The 22,779-nt window shown below is 73.5% G+C and carries 21 protein-coding genes and 1 rRNA gene; 13 read left to right on the forward strand and 9 right to left on the reverse strand.

The window, feature by feature from the left end; genetic code table 11:
* Positions 1-4: 4 nt before the first annotated feature.
* The 5 genes from ABZ807_RS15690 to ABZ807_RS15710 are packed head-to-tail and all read right to left on the reverse strand — an operon-like array spanning position 5 to position 3,541.
* Positions 5-1,090, reverse strand: coding sequence for an ABC transporter ATP-binding protein (locus ABZ807_RS15690; RefSeq protein ID WP_357157403.1), 1,086 nt, complete (start codon positions 1,088-1,090; stop codon positions 5-7).
* Complete coding sequence (locus ABZ807_RS15695; protein WP_357157319.1) at positions 1,072-1,899, reverse strand: ABC transporter permease; 828 nt, start codon at positions 1,897-1,899, stop codon at positions 1,072-1,074. The genes ABZ807_RS15690 and ABZ807_RS15695 overlap by 19 nt, the downstream gene beginning before the upstream one ends.
* Positions 1,896-2,690 (reverse strand): molybdate ABC transporter substrate-binding protein, encoded by a 795-nt coding sequence (gene modA / locus ABZ807_RS15700; protein WP_357157322.1) that lies wholly within the window; start codon positions 2,688-2,690, stop codon positions 1,896-1,898. The genes ABZ807_RS15695 and modA overlap by 4 nt, the downstream gene beginning before the upstream one ends.
* Complete coding sequence (locus ABZ807_RS15705) at positions 2,687-3,109, reverse strand: TOBE domain-containing protein (protein WP_357157325.1); 423 nt, start codon at positions 3,107-3,109, stop codon at positions 2,687-2,689. Before ABZ807_RS15705 ends, modA begins: the two co-directional genes overlap by 4 nt.
* Positions 3,110-3,118: 9 nt before the next feature.
* A complete protein-coding gene (locus tag ABZ807_RS15710) occupies positions 3,119-3,541 on the reverse strand; it encodes a transposase (RefSeq protein WP_357157406.1) in 423 nt (140 codons plus the stop codon).
* Positions 3,542-3,902: 361 nt separating this feature from the next.
* Here ABZ807_RS15710 and ABZ807_RS15715 point away from each other — a divergent pair, with 361 nt between their 5' ends.
* The 7 genes from ABZ807_RS15715 (at position 3,903) to fxsT (ending at position 14,925) form a co-directional block, all read left to right on the forward strand.
* Positions 3,903-5,471, forward strand: coding sequence for an LLM class flavin-dependent oxidoreductase (locus ABZ807_RS15715; protein ID WP_357157328.1), 1,569 nt, complete (start codon positions 3,903-3,905; stop codon positions 5,469-5,471).
* Between the two features lie 100 nt (positions 5,472-5,571).
* Entirely contained in the window at positions 5,572-6,474 is a 903-nt protein-coding gene (locus tag ABZ807_RS15720; RefSeq protein ID WP_357157331.1) for a DUF4231 domain-containing protein, read from the forward strand.
* 86 nt (positions 6,475-6,560) lie between these two features.
* Positions 6,561-6,746 carry a hypothetical protein gene (locus tag ABZ807_RS15725; protein ID WP_357157334.1) on the forward strand — a complete coding sequence of 62 codons (186 nt, stop codon included), beginning with the start codon at positions 6,561-6,563 and terminating at the stop codon, positions 6,744-6,746.
* On the forward strand, positions 6,718-9,051 hold the full coding sequence (locus tag ABZ807_RS15730) for an FxsB family cyclophane-forming radical SAM/SPASM peptide maturase (protein ID WP_357157337.1): 2,334 nt from the start codon (positions 6,718-6,720) through the stop codon (positions 9,049-9,051). Before ABZ807_RS15725 ends, ABZ807_RS15730 begins: the two co-directional genes overlap by 29 nt.
* A gap of 129 nt (positions 9,052-9,180) precedes the next feature.
* Positions 9,181-9,861: a TIR-like protein FxsC gene (locus ABZ807_RS15735; RefSeq protein ID WP_357157340.1), complete on the forward strand. Its 681-nt coding sequence runs from the start codon at positions 9,181-9,183 to the stop codon at positions 9,859-9,861.
* Positions 9,848-11,014 carry a TIR-like protein FxsC gene (locus ABZ807_RS15740; RefSeq protein WP_357157343.1) on the forward strand — a complete coding sequence of 389 codons (1,167 nt, stop codon included), beginning with the start codon at positions 9,848-9,850 and terminating at the stop codon, positions 11,012-11,014. Before ABZ807_RS15735 ends, ABZ807_RS15740 begins: the two co-directional genes overlap by 14 nt.
* Complete coding sequence (gene fxsT / locus ABZ807_RS15745) at positions 11,011-14,925, forward strand: FxSxx-COOH system tetratricopeptide repeat protein (RefSeq protein WP_357157346.1); 3,915 nt, start codon at positions 11,011-11,013, stop codon at positions 14,923-14,925. Before ABZ807_RS15740 ends, fxsT begins: the two co-directional genes overlap by 4 nt.
* Here fxsT and ABZ807_RS15750 read toward each other — a convergent pair.
* Both ABZ807_RS15750 and ABZ807_RS15755 read right to left on the reverse strand, forming a co-directional pair.
* Positions 14,919-15,872, reverse strand: a complete 954-nt coding sequence (locus ABZ807_RS15750) for an alpha/beta hydrolase (protein ID WP_357157349.1) — start codon at positions 15,870-15,872, stop codon at positions 14,919-14,921. The genes fxsT and ABZ807_RS15750 overlap by 7 nt on opposite strands.
* Positions 15,873-16,177: 305 nt before the next feature.
* Entirely contained in the window at positions 16,178-17,167 is a 990-nt protein-coding gene (locus ABZ807_RS15755; RefSeq protein WP_357157352.1) for a helix-turn-helix transcriptional regulator, read from the reverse strand.
* 191 nt (positions 17,168-17,358) lie between these two features.
* Between ABZ807_RS15755 and ABZ807_RS15760 the strand changes: the two genes are divergently transcribed.
* Both ABZ807_RS15760 and ABZ807_RS15765 read left to right on the forward strand, forming a co-directional pair.
* Complete coding sequence (locus ABZ807_RS15760) at positions 17,359-17,544, forward strand: hypothetical protein (protein ID WP_357157355.1); 186 nt, start codon at positions 17,359-17,361, stop codon at positions 17,542-17,544.
* A gap of 26 nt (positions 17,545-17,570) precedes the next feature.
* A complete protein-coding gene (locus ABZ807_RS15765; RefSeq protein ID WP_357157358.1) occupies positions 17,571-18,236 on the forward strand; it encodes a DUF998 domain-containing protein in 666 nt (221 codons plus the stop codon).
* A 24-nt stretch (positions 18,237-18,260) separates the two neighbouring features.
* On the opposite strand, the gene ABZ807_RS15770 is transcribed toward ABZ807_RS15765, so the two are convergent.
* The gene (locus ABZ807_RS15770) at positions 18,261-18,482 is read right to left on the reverse strand and encodes a hypothetical protein (protein ID WP_357157361.1); all 222 of its coding nucleotides are present in this window, start codon (positions 18,480-18,482) and stop codon (positions 18,261-18,263) included.
* Here ABZ807_RS15770 and ABZ807_RS15775 point away from each other — a divergent pair.
* Positions 18,481-19,254, forward strand: a complete 774-nt coding sequence (locus ABZ807_RS15775) for a nucleotidyltransferase domain-containing protein (protein ID WP_357157364.1) — start codon at positions 18,481-18,483, stop codon at positions 19,252-19,254. The two genes, ABZ807_RS15770 and ABZ807_RS15775, sit on opposite strands and share 2 nt — an antisense overlap.
* Before the next feature lie 47 nt (positions 19,255-19,301).
* On the forward strand, positions 19,302-19,787 hold the full coding sequence (locus ABZ807_RS15780) for a macro domain-containing protein (RefSeq protein WP_357157367.1): 486 nt from the start codon (positions 19,302-19,304) through the stop codon (positions 19,785-19,787).
* A gap of 117 nt (positions 19,788-19,904) precedes the next feature.
* Here ABZ807_RS15780 and ABZ807_RS15785 read toward each other — a convergent pair whose 3' ends face one another.
* Positions 19,905-21,329, reverse strand: a complete 1,425-nt coding sequence (locus ABZ807_RS15785; RefSeq protein WP_357157370.1) for a hypothetical protein — start codon at positions 21,327-21,329, stop codon at positions 19,905-19,907.
* Between the two features lie 188 nt (positions 21,330-21,517).
* Between ABZ807_RS15785 and ABZ807_RS15790 the strand changes: the two genes are divergently transcribed.
* Entirely contained in the window at positions 21,518-21,703 is a 186-nt protein-coding gene (locus tag ABZ807_RS15790) for a hypothetical protein (RefSeq protein WP_357157373.1), read from the forward strand.
* Between the two features lie 787 nt (positions 21,704-22,490).
* Positions 22,491-22,779, forward strand: a 16S ribosomal RNA gene (locus ABZ807_RS15795); the annotation flags it as partial.

Raw genomic sequence — 22,779 nt, forward strand, 5'->3', positions numbered from 1 at the left:
CCGGCTACGCGGGCCCGGCCGGGTACGCCCGGGTCTCGCTGGCCTTGACCGCCGCCCACACCCGCTGCCCGGGTACCAGGCGCAGCTGGGCGGCGGCGGCCGGGGTGACGTCGGCGGCGGCCGCGACCGCGCCGGCGAGCTGCACCCGCAGGTTGTCCCCGTGCCGCTGCACCCCGGCGACCGTGGCCGGCCAGGTGTTGCGGGGGCTGCCCTCGGGCCGCTGCGGGTGCAGGGCGACCGCGGCAGGCGGGAAGACCACGAAGGCGTCGCCGTCGAGCCGGTCCGCGGTGGCCAGGGCGAAGCCGTCACCGAGGCGGATCCGGTGCCCGTCGGCGCGGCCCCGGTAGAGGTTCAGCCCGACCAGCCGGGCGACGTAGTCGGTGCGCGGCCGGGCGGTGACGGTGGCCGCGTCCCCCTCCTGCACCACCCGGCCGTCCTCGACGATGACGAGCCGGTCGGCCAGGGCGAGCGCGTCCAGCGGATCGTGGGTGACCAGCAGGGTCGCGCCGTCGTGGTCGGCCAGGTGCCGGTGCAGGTGCGCCCGGGTGTCCAGCCGGGTGCGGGCGTCGAGCGCCGCGAGCGGCTCGTCGAGCAGGAGCAGCCTCGGGCGTACGGCGAGCGCGCGGGCCAGCGCGACCCGCTGGGCCTGGCCGCCGGAGAGCTGCCGCGGCCTGCGTCGGACGTGCTCGGACAGCCCGACCCGGTCCAGCCAGCCGGCCGCCTGTTCGCGGGCGGCCCGCCGGTCGAGGCCCTGCCGGCGCGGGCCGAACGCGACGTTGTCCAGCGCGCTCAGGTGGGGGAAGAGCAGGTAGTCCTGGAACACCACGCCCACGCGGCGACGCTCCGGCGGGACCCAGCGTCCCCGGTCGGGCCGGTCCAGGTCGGCGCCGTCGAGCAGGACGTGTCCGGCGGTGAGCGGTTGCAGCCCGGCGAGGGCGCGCAGGGCGGTGGTCTTGCCGGCCCCGTTCGGGCCGAGCAGCGCGACGACCTCACCGGCGGCGACGCGTACCCGGACGTCGAGGTGGAAGGCGCCCCGGTCGACGACCAGGTGGCCGTCCAGCAGCGGGCCGCTCACGGGCTGCCGATCCAGCGGTCGCGCAGCCCGGCGAGGATCGCCACCGAGACGGTGAGCAGGATCAGGCTGAGCACGATCGCCGTGTCCAGGTCGGTTTCCAGGGCCAGGTAGACCGCCAGCGGCATGGTCTGGGTGCGGCCGGGATAGTTGCCGGCGAAGGTGATGGTCGCGCCGAACTCGCCGAGCGCCCGGGCCCAGCAGAGCACCGCGCCGGCGGCGACGCCGGGGGCGATCAGCGGGAGGGTGACGTGGGTGAAGGTGGTCCACCGGCCGGCGCCGAGGGTGGCGGCGGCCTCCTCGTAGCGGCTGTCCGCGCCGCGTAGCGCGCCCTCGACGGCGATGACGAGGAACGGCATCGCCACGAATGCCTCGGCGAGGACCACGCCAGTGGTGGTGAACGGCAGGGTGAGGCCGACGGTGCTGTCCAGCCACTGCCCGAGCAGGCCGTTACGGCCGAAGACCAGCAGCAACGCCACGCCGCCGACCACCGGGGGCAGCACCAGCGGGACGGTGACCAGGGCCCGCACCACCCGCCGGCCGGGGAACTCCACCCGGGCCAGCAGCCAGGCCAGGGGTACGCCGCAGGCCAGGCAGAGCAGGGTGGCCAGGGTGGCGCACTGCACCGACAGCCACAGCGCGGTGAGCAGACCCGGCGCGGTCAGCCGCTGCGGCAGCGTCGCCCAGGGGGTACGCGCCAGCAGCCCGGCCAGCGGCAGCACCAGGAAGAGCAGCCCCAGCGCGGCCGGTACGAGCAGCGCGACCGGCACCCGCCGACCGGGCCGCCGCCGGGTGCGCGGCGCCGGGGCGTCCCGTACGGCGGTCACGACCCCGTCGGCGGTTGGAAGCCGGCACCGGTGAGCACCGCGCGGCCCTGGTCGGAGCGGACGTGCTCGACGAAGGCGCGGGCGGCGGTCGGGTTCGGCGCGTCCTTCAGCACCACGACCGGGTAGTCGTTGATTGCGCCGGCCGACTCGGGGAACTCGACTCCGTCGACCTGGGCGGCGGCGGACCGGACGTCGGTGCGGTAGACCAGCGCGGCGTCGACCTCGCCGAGCGTCACCTTGGACAGCGCGCCCTTGACGTCCTGCTCCAGGGTCACCGGGGTCAGCTTCACGCCCGCCGCGTCGAGAGCCTTGGTCGCGGCCGCTCCGCAGGGCACCTGCTCGGCGCAGAGCGCCACCTTGGCGCCGGGCCTGGTCAGGTCGGTCAACCCGGTGATCCGGCCGGGGTTGCCCTTCGGCACGGCGATGACGAGTTGGTTGCGGGCGAAGACGGTGGGGGAGCCGTCGGCGGCGCCCGCGTCGGTGACGGTGGCCATGTTCTTCGGGGCGGCCGAGGCGAACACGTCCGCCGGGGCGCCCTGGGTGATCTGGGTGGCCAGGGCGGAGCTGCCGGCGAAGTTGAAGGTGACCCGGACGCCCGGGTGCGCGGCTTCGAACTGCCGGCCGAGGGTGGTGAAGGACTCGGTCAGGGACGCGGCGGCGAAGACGGTCACCGTGCCGGTGATCCCGCCGGTCTCGCCCTTGCCGCCGTCGTCGGTGCTGCTGCCGCAGCCGGCGAGGCCGAGGGCGGCCACCATCGGCAGGACGGTCAGGGCGGCGCGGATCCTCGTCATCGGCTGTTCCTTTCTCGGGGGCCGCCTGGCGCGGCCCGCTCCACCACGACGGTGGTCGACTTGATCACGGCGACGGCGATCGAGCCGACCTCCAGGCCCAACTCGTCGACCGCCTCCCGGCTCATCAGCGAGACCACCCGGAACGGGCCGGCCTGGATGTCGACCTGGGCCATCACCGTGTCCCGGATGACGGCGGTGACGATCCCGCGCAGCCGGTTGCGGGCCGAGGAGAACTCGGCCCGCCCGTCCGGCTCGGCGGCCTGGGCCCGGACGAAGCCGGCCAGCTCGACGCCGTCGACCAGCCGGTGGCCGTGCTCGTCGCGGGTCGCCGCCAGCCGCCCGGCGTCCACCCAGCGCCGCACCGTGTCGGTGCTGACGCCCAGCAGCTCGGCGGCCTCACTGATCCGGAACACGGTCACCCGGTCACCCTAGCGCTTCGCGGATGCATGGCGAAAGCGACGGCTTCCCTCGCGTACCAGAGGGGGATGGCGAGGAATCGGCCGCATCTGCGGCACGGGCCGGGAGCCCGGCGGTGGTCGCCGGCAGACGGCGGTCGGCCGCCGCGGGACGCGACGATCGACCGCCGGTGGTACGGGTCGGATCCGCTCAGGGTGAGCGAGGTGTCGTCCACCACGAGGGACGTCTGCAGCGAGCTGTCCTCCACCCCGCTGACCAGGATGGTCGCGGGTCACCCTGACGACGGCTTTCTTGCGGTTGTCCGATCCCTTTGTCTTGCGGGACAGGTCCTGCTGCAGCCGGCGCAGCTCGCGGGCCGCGCGAGGCAGGAAGTTCGGCGCGGCCACCTGAGTGCCGTCGGAGAGGACCGCGAAGTGCGCCAGGCCGAGGTCGATACCCGTTCACCTGGCCGGAACGGCCCGGTTCCGGCTGGCAGGTGTCCATCGTGGCCAGCACCGGTCAGGCCCGTCGGGCGGTGGAAAGGGCGGAGATCCGTCGACCGGGCTCGAACCGGCGTCCTGCCGGTCCCTGGCCGGCGGCTCTACCGCTGAGGGCGATCCTGACAGCGACCCGGATCCACCGGCAAACGGCTTTCGCGCCCGGCCGTATCCCGTTTGCGGGCGTACAGCTGTGACGAGCGCCGCCGATTCGCCGGGACCGTCGCTCGTGCCCTTCCGCCCCGGGCTAGCGTGGCGGGGTCCGGTGGTGAGCCCATCGGCACGCGGCCCGGTATCGGGCGGAAGGGGCGGGGCGAAGATGACCGACTACGGGCATGAGCTCCTCTTCGGCAGTTTCCTCACCCCCGCCGCGGACCGACCGGAGCAGGTGGTGGCCCTCGCCAAGCTCTGTGAGCAGGTGGGCCTCGACCTCGCCACCTTCCAGGACCACCCCTACCAGCCGAGTTACCTGGACACCTGGACGCTGATGTCGTTCCTGGCTGCGGCGACCAGCCGCATCCGCCTGGCCGGCAACGTGCTGAACCTGCCGCTGCGCCAGCCGGTGGTGTTGGCGCGCAGTGTCGCCAGCCTGGACCGGCTCACCGGCGGCCGGGTCGAGGTGGGCCTCGGCGCCGGCGCGTTCTGGGACGCGATCGAGGCGTCCGGGGGCCGGCGGCTCACCCCCGCTCAGGCCGTGGACGCGCTGGACGAGGCGATCCGGGTCATCCGGGAGGTGTGGGCCGCCGACCGGCGCGGCATGGTCCGCGTCGACGGCGAGCACTACCGGGTGGTCGGCGCGAAGCGGGGACCCGCGCCCGCGCACCAGGTCGGGATCTGGGTCGGCGCGTACAAGCCACGGATGCTGCGGCTCGTCGGTCGGGCCGCGGACGGTTGGCTGCCGTCGCTGGCGTACCTGCCCAAGGGGCCGGCGGAGCTGGTCGACCTCAACGCGCTCGTCGACGAGGGGGCCGCGGCGGCCGGGCGGGATCCCCGGTCGGTGCGACGGCTGCTCAACCTCTCCGGACGGTTCACCCGGGCCCGTTCCGGCTTCCTGGCCGGGCCACCGGAGCAGTGGGTCGAGGAGGTGGCCGGTCTGGCCCTGGAGCACGGCACGTCCGGGTTCATCCTCGGCACCGACGACCCCACCGCGATCCAGATCTTCGCCCAGGAGGTCGCGCCCGCGGTGCGGGAACTCGTCGCCTCCGAACGCGCTGAGCCGGGCACCCGCGCCAAGGCCGTCGAGGAACAGCGCGAGGTGGTCGAGGCCGGCGCTGCGACCACGCTCGCCGTCGCCCCCACCCCCGATCCGGCGGTACGGCTGACCGGCCACCGACTGTGGGACGAGTCCACCCGCCCGGTCGCCCCGCCGGCGCCGGCCGGGCACGTCTACACCCCGCATGCCCAGGCCGTCGGCGCGCACCTCGTCGACGTGCACGACCACCTGCGGCAGGAACTCGGGCAGGTGCGCGACCTGCTCCAGCAGGTCCGGCGGGGCGTCGTATCGGCCGGTGCCGCCCGAGCGGCGCTCAACGAGATGACCATGCGGCAGAACAACTGGACGCTCGGGGCGTACTGCGCCGCGTACTGCACCGTGGTGACGCAGCACCACGGGCTCGAGGACAATTCGATCTTCCCGCATCTGCGGCGCTCGGACGCCGGGCTGGGGCCCGTGCTCGACCGCCTGGAGCAGGAGCACGTGGTCATCCACGAGGTGGTGGAGGGCGTGGACCGGGCCCTGGTCAACCTGATCCGCGACCCGGACGACTTCACCGAGTTGCAGGAGGCGGTGGACCTGCTCACCGACACGCTGCTGTCGCACCTGTCGTACGAGGAACAGAGCATCGTGGAACCGCTGGCGCGTTACGGCTTCTACGCCGGGCAGGTGTGACGGCCCCGCGGAGCGACGCCCGCGCCGCCGGCGGCGGCGACCGCCCGTTCTCGGGCAGCGCCGCAGCGGGCCGTGGGCGTGGCTGACCTACCATGCGGTCGTGGCGAACTTCGATGCGTCGGCGGCGGTCACCATGGTCTGGCAACGGCAGGGTGTGTGGTCGCAGGCCGCCGGGGCGGAGCGGCGCCGGGTCGTGCGGGCGCGCCGCACGGTCGCCGGCCTCACCGTCGGCGCCGCCGTCGCCGGTTCCCTGGCCACGCAGCTCGGCGACCCGCACCGGACGGTCAGCCGATGTCTGGCGATCCTCGCCGCCGCCGCGTTGCTGCTGGTCCCGGTGGCGGCGCGGTGGACGTCGCGGGAGTCGGTGCACGCGTGGACCCGGCTGCGGTCGGTCTCGGAGGCGCTGAAGGCCGACGTCCACCGTTACCTGGCCGGGGTGGCGCCGTTCGGCGGCGCCGACCGCGACCGGGTGCTGCTGCGGCGCGCCGACACCCTGCTGGACGACGCGGGCGACCTGGTCGGGCGTACGGTCGGGGTCGCGCCGGTCGTCCGGCCGTTGCCCGACATCCGCGACGTGCCGAGCTACCTGGCCGGTCGGGTGCGGCGCCAGGTGGAGGGCTACTACGCGCCGACGGCGAAGCGGATGGCGCGGCTGGCGGCGCGCGTGCGGTACGCCGCGACGGCGGTGACGGTGGCCGGCGCCCTGCTCGCCGCGACCGTCGGGGTGCTCGGCGACGGCCTGGGCCTGACCGCGTGGCTCGGTGTCGCGGCGACCGTGACGACCGCCCTGGTCGGCTACTCGGCCGCGCAGCAGTACGAGCACCAGCAGATCGAGTTTGCCCGGACGGCCGACCAGCTCACTCGGTTGTGTGTGACCCGTGAGTCCGGGCAGGGGTGGACCGACGACGACGCGTTCGTCGCCGAGGCCGAGCGGATCATCTCGCTGTCGAACGAGGGATGGATGGCGAAGATGATCGAGGAAGATGGCGCAGCGCAGCAGTGACATCACAGCGGGTGCAATATATTATCTTCGATGGTGCCGTTGACCGTGGATGTCCACCGACCATCAACGTAACTGGGGGAACCGACGTGGATCGCATCGCTGTCCGTCCCGACCCGACCCCGACTCCGCACTCGCCTCCGCTGGACGACCTGCGGCACACGCCGCTCGGCCAGATCTCCCTCTCCCGGGCGCGCGCCGTTGCCCGTACCCACGACCGCAGGGTGGACCGCCCGACCGGCGTCGATGTCGCAGGCTTCGGCTCTTCGATCTGACGCTGGCGGGCCGGGCAGGAAGCCGACCGGGCGGGTCAGCCCGCTGAGCCAGTACGTGCTCAAGCTGACCAGCCGCTGCGACCTCGCCTGCGATCACTGCTACGTCTACCAGCATCCCGACCAGTCCTGGCGCCGCCAGCCGCATGTGATGGCGGCGTCGACGGTGGAGCGGGCGGCGAGCCGGATCGCCGAACACGCCGGCGCGCACGGGCTCGACACCGTCCGGGTCGTCCTGCACGGCGGCGAGCCGCTGCTGGCCGGCGCGGACGGCCTGGCCGCCACCGCCGCCGAGCTGCGCCGGCGGATCGACCCGGTGGCCCGGCTCGACCTGCGGATGCAGTCCAACGGCGTGCTGCTCACCGCGCAGATCTGCGACGTGCTCGTCGCGTACGACGTGAAGGTCGGCATCTCCCTCGACGGCGACCTGGCGGCCAACGACCTGCACCGCCGCTATGCCAGCGGCGCGAGCAGCCACGCCGCCGTGCTGCGGGGGCTGTCCCTGCTGCGCCGCCCCGAACACCGCGCCAGCTACGCGGGCATCCTGTGCACCATCGACCTGGCCAACGACCCGGTCGCGGTCTACCAGGCGCTGCTGGCCCAGGAGCCGCCGCAGATCGACTTCCTGCTGCCGCACGCCAACTGGGAGCGCCCGCCGGTCCGCCCCGACGGGGTACCCACCCCGTACGCCGACTGGCTGCTGGCCGTCCACCGGCGCTGGCTGGCCGACGGGCGGCCGGTGCCGATCCGGCTCCTGGAGTCCCTGCTGGCCACCGCGTCCGGCGGCGCCACCCGCACCGAGGCGGTCGGGCTGGGCTTCGCCGACCTGGTCGTCATCGAGACGGACGGGACCTTCGAGCAGGTGGACTCCCTCAAGTCGGCCTACGACGGGGCCCCGGCCACCGGGCTGGACGTCTTCCGCCACCGGGTGGACGACGCCGCCGCCCACCCGATGATCGCCATCCGGCAGACCGGCCTGGCCGGCCTCTGCGCCACCTGCCGTGCCTGTGAGGTCGTGCGGCAGTGCGGCGGCGGGCTCTTCGCCCACCGGTACCGCCCGGACACCGGTTTCGACAACCCCTCGGCCTACTGCGCCGACCTCAAGGAACTGATCCGTGCGATGACGCCCGCCGACGTGCCGGCCGAGCGGCCGCCCGCCGACTCGCTGGGCCGTACGGTGCTCGACGACCTCGGCTCCGGCTACGGCACCGTGGAGTCGGCCCGCCAGCTCGCCGCGGTCCACCTCGGGCTGGTGCGCGCGCTGCTGGTCGACCTCAGCCCCCATGCGGCACGCGACGAGCCGGCCGCGGCCGGCTGGCAGCTGCTGGTCGACCTCGACGTGACTGCGCCCGACGCCGTGCGCGCCGTGCTGGAGCATCCGTTCGTCCGCCGGTGGGCCCAGCGGTGCCGCGACGACACGACGGCCGACCTGTCGTACCTGGCGTGTGTGGCGGCCGCCGCCGCGCTCCGCGCCGGAGCCGCCGCGGAGCTCAGCGTCCCGGTCCGCGACGGGGTGTTGAGTCTGCCCACGCTCGGCGCGCTGGCCGTCGACGCCGACGACCGGACGGCCTCGCTGTCCATTCACGACGGTGGCTTCATCGTGCGCCTCGACGGGCGTCGGATCACCGTACGGCCTGACCGGGCGGGCGTCCCGGACGGGTGGCGGCCGGTGCGGGCGGCGGCCGGCGACGGGCACCACGTGCTGCTGGAGGACACCGACCCGTATCGGGACTGCTACGAGTTGCCGGTCGCGCCCCGGCTGCCGGCCGCCGCCGCCGACGGGTGGACCCGGCAGCTGGGCCGGGCGCTGCGCCGCGTCGACGTCGAGGCCGGCGGGTACGCCCCGGGCGTACGGACGCTGTTGCGCGCGGTCGTGCCGTTGCGGGCCGACGAGGGCGGGATGCAGCGCAGCGCCACCGCCGGGGCGGCCTTCGGGGCGGTGGCCGTCGCCCCGGCCCCCGACGACGCGGCGCTGGCGGTGCTGCTGGTGCACGAGGTGCAGCACCTCAAGCTGCACGCGGTGCTGGACGTGTGCGACCTGTTCGACCGCCACGACCGGCGGCGGCTGCCCGTGCCCTGGCGGGCGGACCCCCGGCCGGTGGAGGGCGTCCTGCACGGCACGTACGCGCACCTGGCCGTCGCCGACGTGTGGCGTCGCCGGCCCGGCGGCGCTGCGGCGGCCACCTTCCGCCGCTACCGCGACTGGACCGACGGCGCCCTTGACGCGCTGCTCGACCTCGGTGCGCTGACCGCCGCCGGCGAGCGGTTCGCGCACCGGATGCGCAACACGCTGGACAGCTGGTCGTGACCCCCGATGCCGCCGAGGTCGCTGCCCACCGGCCGACCGACGCCCGCGCGGGTGACGGGGACACCCCGGCATTGCGTACGTCGATACTGTGGACTGTCCAGAGTGTTCCACGTCGGGCGGGAGCGGCAGGTGAGCGAGGAGGAGTTCCGGGTCGACCCAGGGGCGCCCGTGTTCTTCCTCAGTTACGCCCGGACGAAGAACCGGGTCGCCGCGCCCCCGCGGGACACCAACCGGAAGGTGTTCCAACTCTTCGTCGACCTCTCCGACCACGTGGTCGAGCTGCTCGGCCTGCCGCCGGGGCGCCCGGCCGGCTTCATGGACCGGATGATCGACGGTGGGCAGTTGTGGACGGAGGACCTGGCCTTCGCGGCCGGCCACAGCCAGGTCTTCATCCCGCTGATCTCGCCGCAGTACCTCAACAGCGCCTGGTGCGCCCGCGAGTGGGACGCCTTCGCCCGGCGCCCGTTCACCCTGCGCCCGGGCGCGGCGGCCACGCCGGGGGAGACCCCGATCATCCCGGTCAACTGGTCGGTGGTGGAGCGGCAGCGGGTGCCGCCGGTCGTGTCGCAGCGGCAGATGTTCACTCCCACCCGGTTACCCTCGGACATCGCCCCGCAATACCACGACGAGGGCATCTACGGCCTGCTGAGCCTCGGCAAGAACGGCAAGGACGCCTACGACGCGGTGGTGTGGCGCCTGGCGCAACGCGTCGCCAGGGCGTACCACACGCACTGGGTGCAGGCGCAGGTCCCCGCCGACATGCGGGAGCTCCGCGAGACGTTCGAGGAGGTCGGGCATGACCTGGTCTGACATTTCCTCGTCAGCCGCCGTGGCCGGCCGGCAGACGTACTTCTTCCTCAGCTACGCCCACTCCGTGCCGCTGTCGGCGGCGGCCCGCCCCGACACCGACTTCTGGGTCAACCGGTTCTTCCAGGATCTCGGCGCCGCCGTGCGGCGCGGCGCCCACCGCACCGGCGAGTTCGACGTGGGGTTCTTCGACGGGCTGGTCAGCCCCGGCGCCGACCTCAAGCAGACGCTCACCGACGCGCTCAGCGTCGCCCACGTCTTCGTGCCGCTCTACTCGCCCAAGTACTTCAGCAACGCCTGGGCGGTCGGCGAGCGGGACTCGTTCCGCGGCCGGCTCGCCCGGCTGGCGCCCGGCCGGGCCGCGCGGCACATCGTGCCGGTGCTCTGGCTGCCCCTGTCGCCCTGGGAGGAGCGGCCCGAGACGGCGCAGGCGCTGGAGCTGGTCCGCGACGCCGCCGAGCGCGCCGACTACGCCGAGAACGGGCTGCGGGCGCTGTGCAAGCTCAGCGCCTACCGCCGGCAGTACGAGAGCATCCTGGCGGTGCTCGCCGAGCGGATCATCGCGGTGGCGGAGAGCGAGCCGCTCGCTCCGTCCCGCGCCGCGACGGTGACCAGCAGCCCGGTGGCCGACAGCGGCGAGATCGCGCTGGTGGTCACCACGCTCACCCCGAACGGGCCGCGCTGGCGGCCGTACGGCGACCAGCACGAGCTGGCCGTCGCCGACTACGTCGCCGCCACCGCCGAGCGGCTGGGCCTGTCCACCCGGGTGGTCGCCTTCGCCGACGCCCGCGCCCAGGCGCCGCGGTGCCCCACCGTCGTGCTGGTGGACGCCGCCATCGGCGCCGAGGCCGCGCGCGACGCCGTCGGTGCGCTGCCCCGCTGGACGGTGCCACTGGTCATCGCCGCCGACGGTGAGCGCGGCGAGACGACGCCCGAGGCGATCGCCGGTACGTTGCAGGACGCGCGTTTTCCGCAGGTGCTGCCGGTGCGGGAGATCGCGGAGTTCGAACGCTGCGCGCCGCAGCTGGTGATCGAGGCCCGCAAGCAGTTCCTCCGGCACGGGCCGGTCGATCCGCCCGACGGCCCGGCCGTGCCCCGGCCGAGCCTGCGCCCGGCCGGTGCATCAGACGTGGGGCGAGGGAAGGAAGACCGATGACGCGACCGCGCGAGGGCCAGGTCGTCACCTTCTACTCATACAAGGGTGGCACCGGCCGCACCATGGCGCTGGCCAACACCGCCTGGATTCTGGCCGCGAACGGGCAGCGGGTGCTCGTCGCCGACTGGGACCTGGAATCCCCCGGCCTGCACCGGTTCTACGCGCCGTTCCTCGACCCCGAGCAGGTCGCGTCCACCGGCGGGGTGATGGACCTGATCCTGGAGTACGAGTGGGAGAACGCCCGGCGGCGCGCGGAGTCCGACGCCGCCGCCCGCCCGGGTGACTGGCACCGCCAGTTCGCCCGGGTGCACAAGTACGCCTTCTCGGTGAGCTGGGAGTTCCCCGGCGGCGGCAGCCTCGATCTGCTGCTCGCCGGCCGGCACAACCCCGACTATGCCACCAGCGTCACCAGCCTGAACTGGGACAACTTCTACAACCGGCTCGGCGGCGCGCAGTTCTTCGACGCGCTGCGCGAGGACATGAAGCGGCACTACGACTACACGCTGATCGACAGCCGCACCGGCATCAGCGACGTCGCCGAGATCTGCACCATCCACCTGCCGGACGTGCTGGTGGACTGCTTCACCCTCAGCGACCAGGGCATCGACGGCGCCGCGGCGGTCGCCCGCCGGGTCCGTGGGTACGAGGGGCGCCGCGCGCGGCGGGTGCTGCCGGTGCCGATGCGGGTCGACGACGGGGAGAAGGGCAAGCGGGACGCGGGCCGGACGCTGGCGATGCAGCGCTTCGCCGGCCTGCCCAGCGGCATGACCGACGCCGAACGCCAGGAGTACTGGCTGACCGTCGAGGTGCCCTACCGGGCGTACTACGCGTACGAGGAGACGCTGGCGACCTTCGGTGACGAGCCCGGCGGACGCACCAGCCTGTTGTCCGCGTACGAGACGTTGACCAGTCACATCACCAACGGCCGGATCACCGCCCTGCCCCGGCTCGACGAGGCGCTGCGCCGGCAGGCCGTCCAGCGCTTCGAGCGCAAGCCGGCGGTTCCCGACGAGCTGATCGTGCTGCGGCACGCCGCCGAGGACCAGGCCTGGGCGGAGTGGGTGCAGGCGGTGCTCACCGCGGCGGACCTGCGGGTGCTGACCGTCCCGCCGGGTGCCCCGGCGCCGGTGAAGGCCGACACCGCCTCCCGCGAGCTGAGGCTGGTCTCCCGGGCGTACGTCGCCGCGCGGGACCGGCTCGGTCCGGACGTCGCCGGGCGGGGCGGGTCCACGCTCGCCGTCCACCTCGACGACACCGCGCCCGCCCCGGACGTCCCCGTCGGCAGCTGGACCTCAGTGCACAACCGGGGCGCCGAGGCGGCCACCGAGCACCTGCTCAAGCTGGTCGGCCGGCCGACCAGCGACGCTGGGCGGGGCCTGCCCGGGGCCCGGTACCCGGCCGTCGGGGCGGAGGTGTTCAACCCACCGGGCCGCAACGTCCGCTTCACCGGGCGGGAGCAGCTGCTGCGCCGGCTGCGCGAGGAGCTGAAGGCCGGCGCGAGCGACCGCACCCCGGTGGCGCTGCTCGGCGGCGCCGGCATCGGCAAGACTCAGCTGGCCATCGAGTACGCGCACCGCTTCCGCGGGGCGTACGACATCGTCTGGTGGATCGACGCGGACCCGCCGCAGTTCGTGGACGTGCAGGTGGCCGACCTTGGCCGGGAGCTCGGCCTGCCGGAGCTGCCGACCATCCCGGAGAAGACCCGGGCCGTGCGGCAGTGGCTCAGCCGCGCCGAGCGCCACGACGACGGCGGCCAACCGCCGCGGTGGCTGCTCGTGTTCGACAACGCCGACCAGTACGAGCACGTCAAGGACTTCCTGCCGCAGGGCAACGGCCACGTGCTGGTCACCACCCGCAACCCGGACTGGGGGGACCTGGCCCGGGCGGTGGACGTGGAGGCGTTCCAGCGGGCGGAGAGCGTGGCGCACCTGCGGGCCCGCATCGGCCAGCAGTTGATGAGCGTCGCCGAGGCCGAGCAGGTCGCCGAGGCGGTGGAGAACATCCCGATCCTGGTCGCGATGGCCGGCGCCTGGCTGGCCGACACCGGCACCCCGGTCGGGGACTACCTGTCCGGGCTGGAACGCACCGGCCCGGAGACCGACGTGTGGGGCCACTCCCTGCAGCGGCTCAAGGAGCAGTCCGCCGGGGCGTACCGGCTGCTCCAGCTCGCCTCGGTGCTGGCGCCGGAGATCTCCCTCGACCTGCTCTACGGCGACCAGGTGGCCCGGGTCATCGCCCCGCACGACCCGATGGTGGCGGCGCGGGTGGCCGACCGGGTGTCCGAGCGGGACATCTCGGCGGCGCTGGTGCAGCGGATCAACCGGCTCGCGTTGATCAAGGTGGACCTGCACGCTCAGCGGGTGCAGGTGCATCGGCTGCTCCAGGCCGCCCTGCGGGTCCGCATGTCCGACACAGAACTCAACGAGATCAAGCACGACGTGCACCGCATCCTCGCCGGCTCCCGTCCCTCCGGCGAGGTGGAGGACCCGGCCGTGCAGGACCGGTTCCGCATCCTCTGGCCGCACCTGGACGGCTCCGACGCCGTCTCCTGCCAGGACGACAACGTCCGCCAGCTGGTCATCGACCGGATCCGCTACATCTACCTCAACGGCGGCTTCGAGCAGGGCGAGCAGTACGCCCGGCAGGCGGACAAGACCTGGTCGACGCGGCTGGAGGAGCTTTCACCGGACTCCTCGCCGCACCGGGCGCTGCGGGTGCAGCTGCTGCACCTGCGGTTCAACTGGGCGAACCTGCGGCGTGGCCTGGGCCGCTTCGAGGAGGCCCGCCAGCTCGACGAGGACACCCTGCGCCAGCAGGAGGAGCTGATCGGCCCCAGCCACCCGTACACGCTCATGACGGCCGGCAGCTACGCCGGCGACCTGCGTGCCCTCGGCCGCTACCGGGAGGCGCTGGAGCGGGACCTGCGCACCTACGCGGCCTCGGTCGAGGTGTTCGGCGAGGACAACCGCCGCACCCTGGTCGCCGCCAACAACCTCGCCGCCTCATACCAGCTGATGGGTGAGTTCGCCCGATCCCGGGAGCTGGACGAGAGCACCTACCGCCGGCTGCGGCTGGTGCTGGGCGCCGACCACCCGCGGACCCTCTTCTCCGCCAGCAACCTCGCCCGCGATCTACGCGAGGTCGGCGAGTACGAGCGGTCGGTGTCGCTGCTGCGCGCCGTGGTGGAGGGCTACCGCCGGCTCTTCGGCGAGCAGTCCCGCGACGCGCTGGTCGCGCAGGCCAACCTGGCCGTGTCGCTGCGCAGCACCGGGGAGATCGACGAGGCGGCCGAGCTGCTCGACGTCGCCTACGAGCGGCTGCGGGCCAGCTTCGGCCCGGTCAGCCCGGACACCCTGTTCGCCTGGCTGAGCCGCGCCGCGAACCTGATGCTTCAGGGCCAGGGCGGCCGGGCCCGGGCCGAGCTGGCCGAGGTGGGGCAGATGTTCGCCCAGGTGTTCGGCGCCGATCACCCGTACGCGCTGGTCTGCCGCAACAACCTGGCGGTGGCGACCTGGGACGCGGGGGAGACCGGCACCGCCCGGTCGCTCGCCGAGTCCGCCGCGGAGGCGCTGCGCGCGGCGCTGGAGGAGCGGCACCCGTTCGTCATGGCGGCGGCGAACAACGTCGCCGTCTTCGACATCTACTCCGGTGAGCTGGAAGAGGGCCGGGCGCGGCTACGGGCCGTCGTCGAACGGATGGTCGACGTGCTCGGCCCCGAACATCCCGACAGCCTGCGCGGCCTGGGCAACCTGGAGGTCGTCCACCAGATGGCCTCGGGCGGGCTGGTGAGCATCGGGCGGACCCGGATCGCCGACCGGCTGGCCGACCGGATCGGGCAGCGCCATCCCAGCGTGGTGGTGCTGCGCGACGGCCGGCTGGTGCGCCGGGTCATCGACCCGCACCCCTACTGATCGGGCCGGCTGCCGATCAGCACGTCCCGGCCCACCGGCGCGTCGACGTCGGTGAGCCAGCGCAGCATGCGCGGCAGCTCCTCCACGGCGTCGAAGTGCGCCGCGCCGGGCTGCACCTCGACCTGGGCGCCCGGGATCTGCCCGGCCAGCCACCGTGCGTGGCTGGCCGGGGCGAAGGTGTCCTCCGCGCCGTGCCACAGCCGCACCGGCGTCACCGCGGTGTCGATCGCGCCGAGGTCGAACTTCCAGCTCCGCCGCAACGCCAGCACGTCGTCGATCCACCCGTACGGGCCGGCGCGTAGCGCCTCCTCGTAGGTGTCGGTGAGGAGCCGCCGCAGCGCCGCGTCGTTGACCGCTCGCCGGTCCGCCGCGCTCATCTCCACCATCAACTCTTCCAGCAGGAACCTCGGGTCCTCGATCGCCCGGGCGGCGCGGCGCCGGATCTGCTCGATCAGCGAGGCGGTGTCGCGGTTGCCGTCGCCGCCGAAGCCGCGCACGTTGTCGCCGTTCATTCCGGCGAACCAGTCCAGCCGCGCGGCGTCGGACGGGGCGAAGCTGACCAGCACCGCGACCCGGGTCACCCGGCCACGTAACGCGCCGTCGGCGGCGCAGGCCAGCGCGTGCGGGCCGCCGCCGGAGCGGCCGGCGACCGCGAACCGCTCCAGCCCGAGCTGGTCGGCGATCGCCTCGACGTCGCGGGCGGCGTCGGCGACGTCGCGGCCCTCCCGCCGGTCGGAGTCGCCGTAGCCGGGACGGTCGTGGGCGATGAGCCGGACGCCGAGCCGGTAGAGCACGATGCCGCGTGGCTTCGGGCCCCGACGGCTGCCGGGGGTACCGTGCAGGAGGAAGACGGGGAAACCGTCGGGCGCGCCGGTGACCTCGTACGCCACGCGCTTGTTGTCCGCGCGGCGGGCGAATTCGGCCCCTGGCTCGCCATCTCGGGTCACTCCAGCCTGCCTTCCGGTGCTGCGTTCAGCCAACGTGCGTAACCCGGCGGGTGAAGCCGCTGATCCGGCTGGGACGACCTCACTCAGCATTTGAGCCTAACGGTCGGGCCGGTCGCGTCGCTACGGAGTGCATCGACATGCGGCCGGATCTGTCGGAAACGACACCCGTCCGGTCCCTTCTCCTGAAACTTCCGCCCGCCCCGCCCGCGCGCGCCGCTGTTTGCCGGCATGTCGTGGTGACGATCGGCCGGGATACCGCGACACGCCGCACAGCGGGAGGCGGAAGGGCCGGCCCCGTCGCCCGGTCAGCACGCCTCCACCCGGGCGTCCGGCTCCCACTCGCCGGCGGGCGCGTCGGCGCCCGCCCCGGCCGCGCGCGGGTCGCCGTAGCGCCAGTGCAGCCGGTACTGGCCGCGCAGCCGGGGCCGGGGCACCTGCCAGTCGTACGCGACGACGCCCTCACGTTCCTGGTGGCGGGGGACGACGTCCGCGGTCGTCTCGGAGGTGAACGAGGTCTCGCTGCCCCAGACCGTGGGCCGGGCGGCGGCGGGCAGGTCGAGCCGGATCGCGAGGCAGCGGGTGGGCAGCCGGATGTCGCGTTGCAGCCAGTCGCCGTACTTCCACACCGGCACCCGGTAGGCGTAGTCGAGCACGGTGCGCTGCCCGGGGTAGAGCGGCACGGGCGCGCCGCCGGTGTCGAACATCAGGGCGATCTTCAGGAAGGCGTCCCGGCTGCGGGTCACCCGCCAGCGCATCGGTTCCGGCCGGTCGGCGCCGATGGTGGCGGTGAAGGCGACCTCGTCCAGGGTGAGCGGGTGGCGGCTGTGGAAGGCGGTGGAGCGGCCCGGGTCGTCGGGGAACCGGTCGATGTCGATCTGCACGGTGTGCCGGGTGATCGGCTCGGTGCCGACGCTGTGCAGGACCCGCCGGAACCGGCATTCGTACCAGCCGTCGACCAGGGACAGGGTGGCCTGCTCGTCGTCGATCACCAGATGCGGCCCGGCGGGCGGTGGCACGGCGCTGGGACCCGGGGCGGGCAGCCGGCCGTGGCCGCGCGCGCCGGCGAAGTCGACGTACCGCTGCCAGATGCGGTTGCCGCTGTCGAGCACCAGTTCGACGCGGCGGGCGAACTCCTCGGTCGGCTGGTGCCGGCCGTGCTCGATGTGGCTGACGTACGAGGGGTCAAAGCCGGTCCGCTCCGCGAGTTCCTTCTTGGACAGTCGGCGCTGGTGTCGCCAGTGCGTGAGCTCCCGCACGAAAGCCGCCGCCGCATCGCCCTGCATGGAGCTTGTCATGCCCCCGTCCCTCGGTGTCGGGCCTCAAGTGTGTCCCAGGTGTTGCGGCCGCGCCAGCCGTGATTTGCCCGCCGTCGGCCGGCCGGGCAGGAAGTGCCCGCGTCCGACCACGCCCGCCCGGACGACGGCGCCCTGGAGATCGGCGTCTCCACCGCCAGCGGCGCGATCGACTGGGCGCGCACCCTGGCCGGATGGTCGCCGGCCGTTCCGAGGACTCGCCGTTCGTGCGCATCACCCGGGGCCGCAAGGTGAAGGTCCGTTTCGCCACGCCCAGGACGTACGAGCTGGACGGCGGCGCGCGCCCGGAGACGACCCGGCTGAAGGTCCGGGCGGTGCCGGGGGTGTTGACGGTGTGCTGCCCGGAGGCGGACAGTTGAGCCAGGAGCGACCCACGGGAGGGGCGATGGCCCCGTCACAGGACATGCTGACCGTCCGTCGCCTGCGCCTCGGCATCGGCGTGGTCGGCCTCGCGATGCCGTTCGTGGTGACCATCGGCAACGCGCTGTTCGCCGGCCGCGTGACGCTGCTCGACTCGATCAGCGGGGCGTACCACACGGGGATGCGGGATGTCTTCGTCGGCAGCATGTGCGCCATTGGCGTCTTCCTGATCTGCTACCGCTACCGGCGCCTCGATGACGTGGTGAGCAGCGTGGCGGGGGCGCTGGCGATCGCGGTGGCGTTGTTCCCCACCGCCGCGGGCGCCCAGGACGGCCCGGTCAGCGCCACCGACGTCCTGGTCGGCCGGGTGCACCAGGTGTGCGCCGCCGCCCTGTTCCTGCTGCTGGCCGGCTTCTGCCTGTTTCTGTTCACCCGGACCGACCCGGCCGTCGTCCCGGTCACCCCGGAGAAGCTGGCCCGCAACCGCGTCTACCGCGGCTGCGGCGCGATCATCGTGGCGGCTGTGGCGTTGGCGCCGGCCAGCACCCTGCTCCCCGACGCGGTGCAGGAGGCGGTCAAGCCCCTCTTCTGGTGCGAGACGGTCGCGGTGCTCGCCTTCGGCGTCGCCTGGCTGGTCAAGGGCGAGGCGATCATCCGGGATGGGAGCGGCAGGGGCGTGGACCCGACCTGAGCGGTGCCCGCTGCCGACCCGGTGTCAGGCGAAGCCCTCGGCCAGATCGATCGCGAACCGCCCGCAGAGCAGCGGGACGTCGTGCCGGTCGACCGCCCGCGGCGGGTAACCCGTGTGCCAGCGCACCGCCCACCCCGGGGCCTCACAGCGCACCTGCCTGCCGGCGATGACACCCCGACCGCTGGTCCTCCTGGTACCGGGGCGGCGCTCGGCCCGCCGACGGGGCCGGGGCAGGATGGCGGGCATGGAGCCGACCGTACGGCGTTATCTCGACGACCTGGTCGAAGCGGCCCGGGACGTTCTCGGTGGTGACCTGACCGGCGCGTACGCGGCCGGTTCGGTGGGCATGGACGCCTACCAGCCGGGCCGCAGCGACGTTGATGTGGCACTGGTCGTCGCGGGACCGCTGGACGCCCGACGCAAGCGCGACCTGGTGGCCCGGCTGCGGCACGAGGCGCTGCCGTGCCCGGCGCGCGGCCTGGAACTGGTCGCCTACACCCGCGCGGTCGCCGGCTCCGGCACCCCCGAGCCCGGTTTCGAGGTCGAGCTCAACACCGGGGCGCGGATGCCGTTCCGGGCCACCTGGGACCCCGCCGAGCGGCCCGCCGCCGACGGCCGCTTCTGGTACGGCCTGGACCGCGACATCCTTTACGAGCACGGGTACGCGCTGCTCGGTCCGCCCGCCGTCGACGTCTTCGCCGGCCTCGCTTCGGACGACCTGCGCCGGCTGCTCGTCGAGGCGCTGCGCTGGTGGCTCGCCCTGCCCACCCCGGCCGACGACGCGCCCGCCCCCGGCGCGGAGGACGCGGTGCTGGGCGCCTGCCGCGCGCTGGTGAAGAGCCGGGACGGGGTGTGGCTGTCGAAGGTCGCCGCCGGCCGCCGGCTGGCCGACGCCGGCTACGAGAGCGACCTGATCGGGCGCTGCGTCGCCGCGCGCGCCGGTGGCGTCCCGCCGAGCGGCGCACAGGCCCGGGCGTTCCAGCGGCGGGTGTTGGCGGAGATCGCGGCCGGCAGCTGAGGCCGCTTCCGAAAACGGCTGTCCGGTCGTCGTACCCGGTTGCCATCATGGCCGCCGTGACCCCACTGACAGTCATCAAGGGCGACGCGACCAGCCCGCAGGCCAAGGGCCGTAAGGTGATCGCGCACCTCTGCAACGACCTCGGCGGTTGGGGCAGGGGCTTCGTGCTGGCCGTCTCCCGTCGCTGGCCGGAGCCGGAACGGGACTACCGCGACTGGCACCGGCACCGGGCGCGCAACGACTTCGGGCTCGGCGCGGTCCGCCTGGTGCGGGTCGCTCCGGACGTGTGGGTGGCGAACATGGTCGGCCAGCGGGGGATCCGGGCCGGCAGCGGTGGTCCGCCGATCCGGTACGACGCCGTCGAACGCTGCCTGACCTCGCTCGGTGACCAGGTCCAGGCGTTGGGGGCGTCGGTGCACATGCCGCGTATCGGCTGCGGGCTCGCCGGCGGCACCTGGAGCCGGATCGAGCCCATCATCGTCCGCACGCTCGGTGTGCGGGACATCGCCGTCACCGTCTACGACCAGGGATAGCGGATTCGGCTGATCGCCGCTTGTCGCGCCGGCGCAACGATCCGGCACGTGCGGGGCGGCCACGCCCGGGGCAAGAACGTCGTCCTGCCCTGACCGGGGCCGCCGCCCCGCCCCCGCTCAGCTGCTCGGGACCACCTCGGGCCGGTGCGCCGCCGCCGGCACGTACGGCTCGGGGGCGGGCCGTACGGCCACCGGCCGGTCGGCTGCCGGCCGCTCGGCCTCGGGCTCCTCCGGCGTCGCGTCCGCCGGCCGCTCCCCGCCGGGACGGACGGCCAACATCGGGTACTCGGCGGTCTCCCCGCCACCGGCCGCGGCCGCCATCACCGCGGCGGCCGCCAGGTCCGCCACCCGCTTGGCCTCCCGCTGCACCCGCGCCCGGACGTCCTTGGCGTGCCGCTCGACCGACTCGGCCGCCTGCCGCGCCTCGTCCAGCCGCTTGGTCTCCGCGGCCAGGCTCCGGCGCGCCTCCTCCAGACGACGCTGCGTCTGGACCAGGTCCCGCTCGGTGGTGTCGCCCTCCTGCTGGATCTCGGCGAGCTGCTGCCGGGCGGTCTCCAACTCCTCGCTCACCTGCGCCAGCGCCTGCTGCCGCTCCGCGGTCTCCTGCTGCACCGCCGTGAGCTGCTCCTGCTGTGCGGCCATCTGCTCGTCGGCGCGCTGACGCACCTCGGTGGCGTACTGCTGCGCCTCGGCGATCAGCGCCTGCATCTGCTGCTCCGCGGCGCTGTGCTGGTTGGTCAGCTCCTGCTCGGCCGCCGCCCGGTGCTCGGACAGCTCCTGCTCGGCGGCGGCCCGCCGTTCGGCGATCTCCTTCTCGGCGGTGGCCTGCCACTGGGCCAGCTCCTGCTGGCTCTGCGTCCGCGCCGCCTGGATCTCCTGCTGGATCTGGGTCCGGGCCGCCCTGGTCAGCGCCTCCGCCGCCGTACGGGTCTGGGTGATCTGCTTGGCGGTCTGCTCGCTGATCCGCTTCGCCTCCTGCTGCGTACGCTCGTGCGCGGCCTCACCCTCCGCTCGCAGCTTCTCCGCCCGCTCGTGGATCTCGGCCAGCTCCCGCTCAGCCGCCGACCGGCGCTCCTCGTACACCCTGTCCTGCTCGCCCTGCCGGGCGGAGAGCTCCTCGTCCAGGTCCCGCAGCGCCTGGACGGTCCGCTCCCGCGCCTCGGCCAGCACCTTCTCCGCCTCGGTCTGGAGGCTGGTCGCCCGCTGCGTCGCCGACTCGGTGATCACCCCGGCCTGCTTCTCGGCCAGCGCCAGGATCTGGTCCACCATCGGGCCCAGGTCCCGGAAGGACGCCCGGTCCACCTGCGCGGGCCGCTGCCGCAGCTCGGTCAGCTCCGACTGCAGGCGCTGGATGTGCGTGGTGAGGCCGTGCACCTGGCTCGCCGCCCGGTCCCGCTCGGTGGACAGCGTCGCGAGCTGACCGTCTGTCTGCTCGACGTACCGGTCCACCTGCCGCTTGTCGAATCCGCGCAGGGCGGTCTCGAAATGCGGCCGCCCGGCCACGTCGTCACGCAGCGCGAACGGCTCCTCGCCGTTGGACATGCAGCACCCTCCGTACTGTGCGAGCGCCACGCGGATGAACGCCCACGGGCCATGATGTGGCGCAACGCTACCGTCGTCCGGCCCTGGACAATAGGGCCGCCCCGGTGATCGGGACGGGTGAGGGTCGCTGTCCCGTCGGTGGCGTCGCCGGCTGCGGCTTCCGGTGCGGACGACTCCCGCGCCCGACGGTGCCGTCCCTCGATCAGGGCGTCGCCCGGTCAGCCGGCAGGCTGGTTCCCTGGCCGCCAGGCGCGGACTCCACGGGCCTGGGCACCCACCTCGATCCCGGCATCCTCGACCTGCGAATGACCGAGGCGTACCAGAAGGCCTTCCGCCACCTCTTCGACGGCCACCTCTTCGACGGCGCCGTCTAGCAGTAGACCTGGCACCCGCCCCGCCGGCCGTCCGGTGGTCCTCCAGCTGTGAGCGCGGCACGGCAGAGCGGGGCCTACCGGGACGGCGGCGTCAGCCCCCGGCTCCGGCTGGCGCTGCCTGGAGTACGGGTGGGCACCGGAAGCAGTTGCTCATTCGCGATGTGACGGGGGACGCACGCCGCCAATTTGACGATCAACTCGCGGGCCGCGTAACTTTCTCTCTGCCAGCGCGGAACGGACGAAACAGGCGAAAAGCCTGCAAGGCCGGAAGCGCGAGAGAAACATCTGGTTGCGGGGGTTGCACCCCCGGAACATGGCCCGGGCGGTGCCCCGGATCGACCTGGGGGTCGATTTGGTGAGGCGAGACCGACCGGGTAAGGTTCTCGGCCGGCAGGGAAACGGACGACTGCGCGGGTGACCGCGAGCGGCCGGCCTGCTGAAATCCACGAAGCGCTCGGCGCAAGCCGGTCGAATTGTGGTGCCCGGAATTGTGGTGGAAGTGGTGCGGATCGCGACAGAGCGGTTTGACACGGCGGATATCACCGGGTAGCGTAGTAAAAGTGCCCGGCGCGAGAGCGGCGGACACGGACGAACGAAATGCCCCGGACGGGGGTTCTACGGAGTAGAGCTTCTAGATGGTGTGTGGTTGTTCTTTGAGAACTCAACAGGGTGCTTGATAAGCCAGTGCCAAATTGTTTGATACCCCGGACTGGTCGAGCTTCGGTTTCGGCTGGTTGGGATTCCTTTGGCAACACTTTTGTTGTCAGGACATGTTTTCAACAAGTTTTTGTTGGAGAGTTTGATCCTGGCTCAGGACGAACGCTGGCGGCGTGCTTAACACATGCAAGTCGAGCGGAAAGGCCCTTCGGGGTACTCGAGCGGCGAACGGGTGAGTAACACGTGAGCAACCTGCCCTAGGCTTTGGGATAACCCCGGGAAACCGGGGCTAATACCGAATATGACCGTCGGACGCATGTCTGGTGGTGGAAAGTTTTTCGGCCTGGGATGGGCTCGCGGCCTATCAGCTTGTTGGTGGGGTGATGGCCTACCAAGGCGACGACGGGTAGCCGGCCTGA

This window comes from Micromonospora sp. NPDC047548, from assembly GCF_040642975.1.
Taxonomy (GTDB): Bacteria; Actinomycetota; Actinomycetes; order Mycobacteriales; family Micromonosporaceae; genus Micromonospora.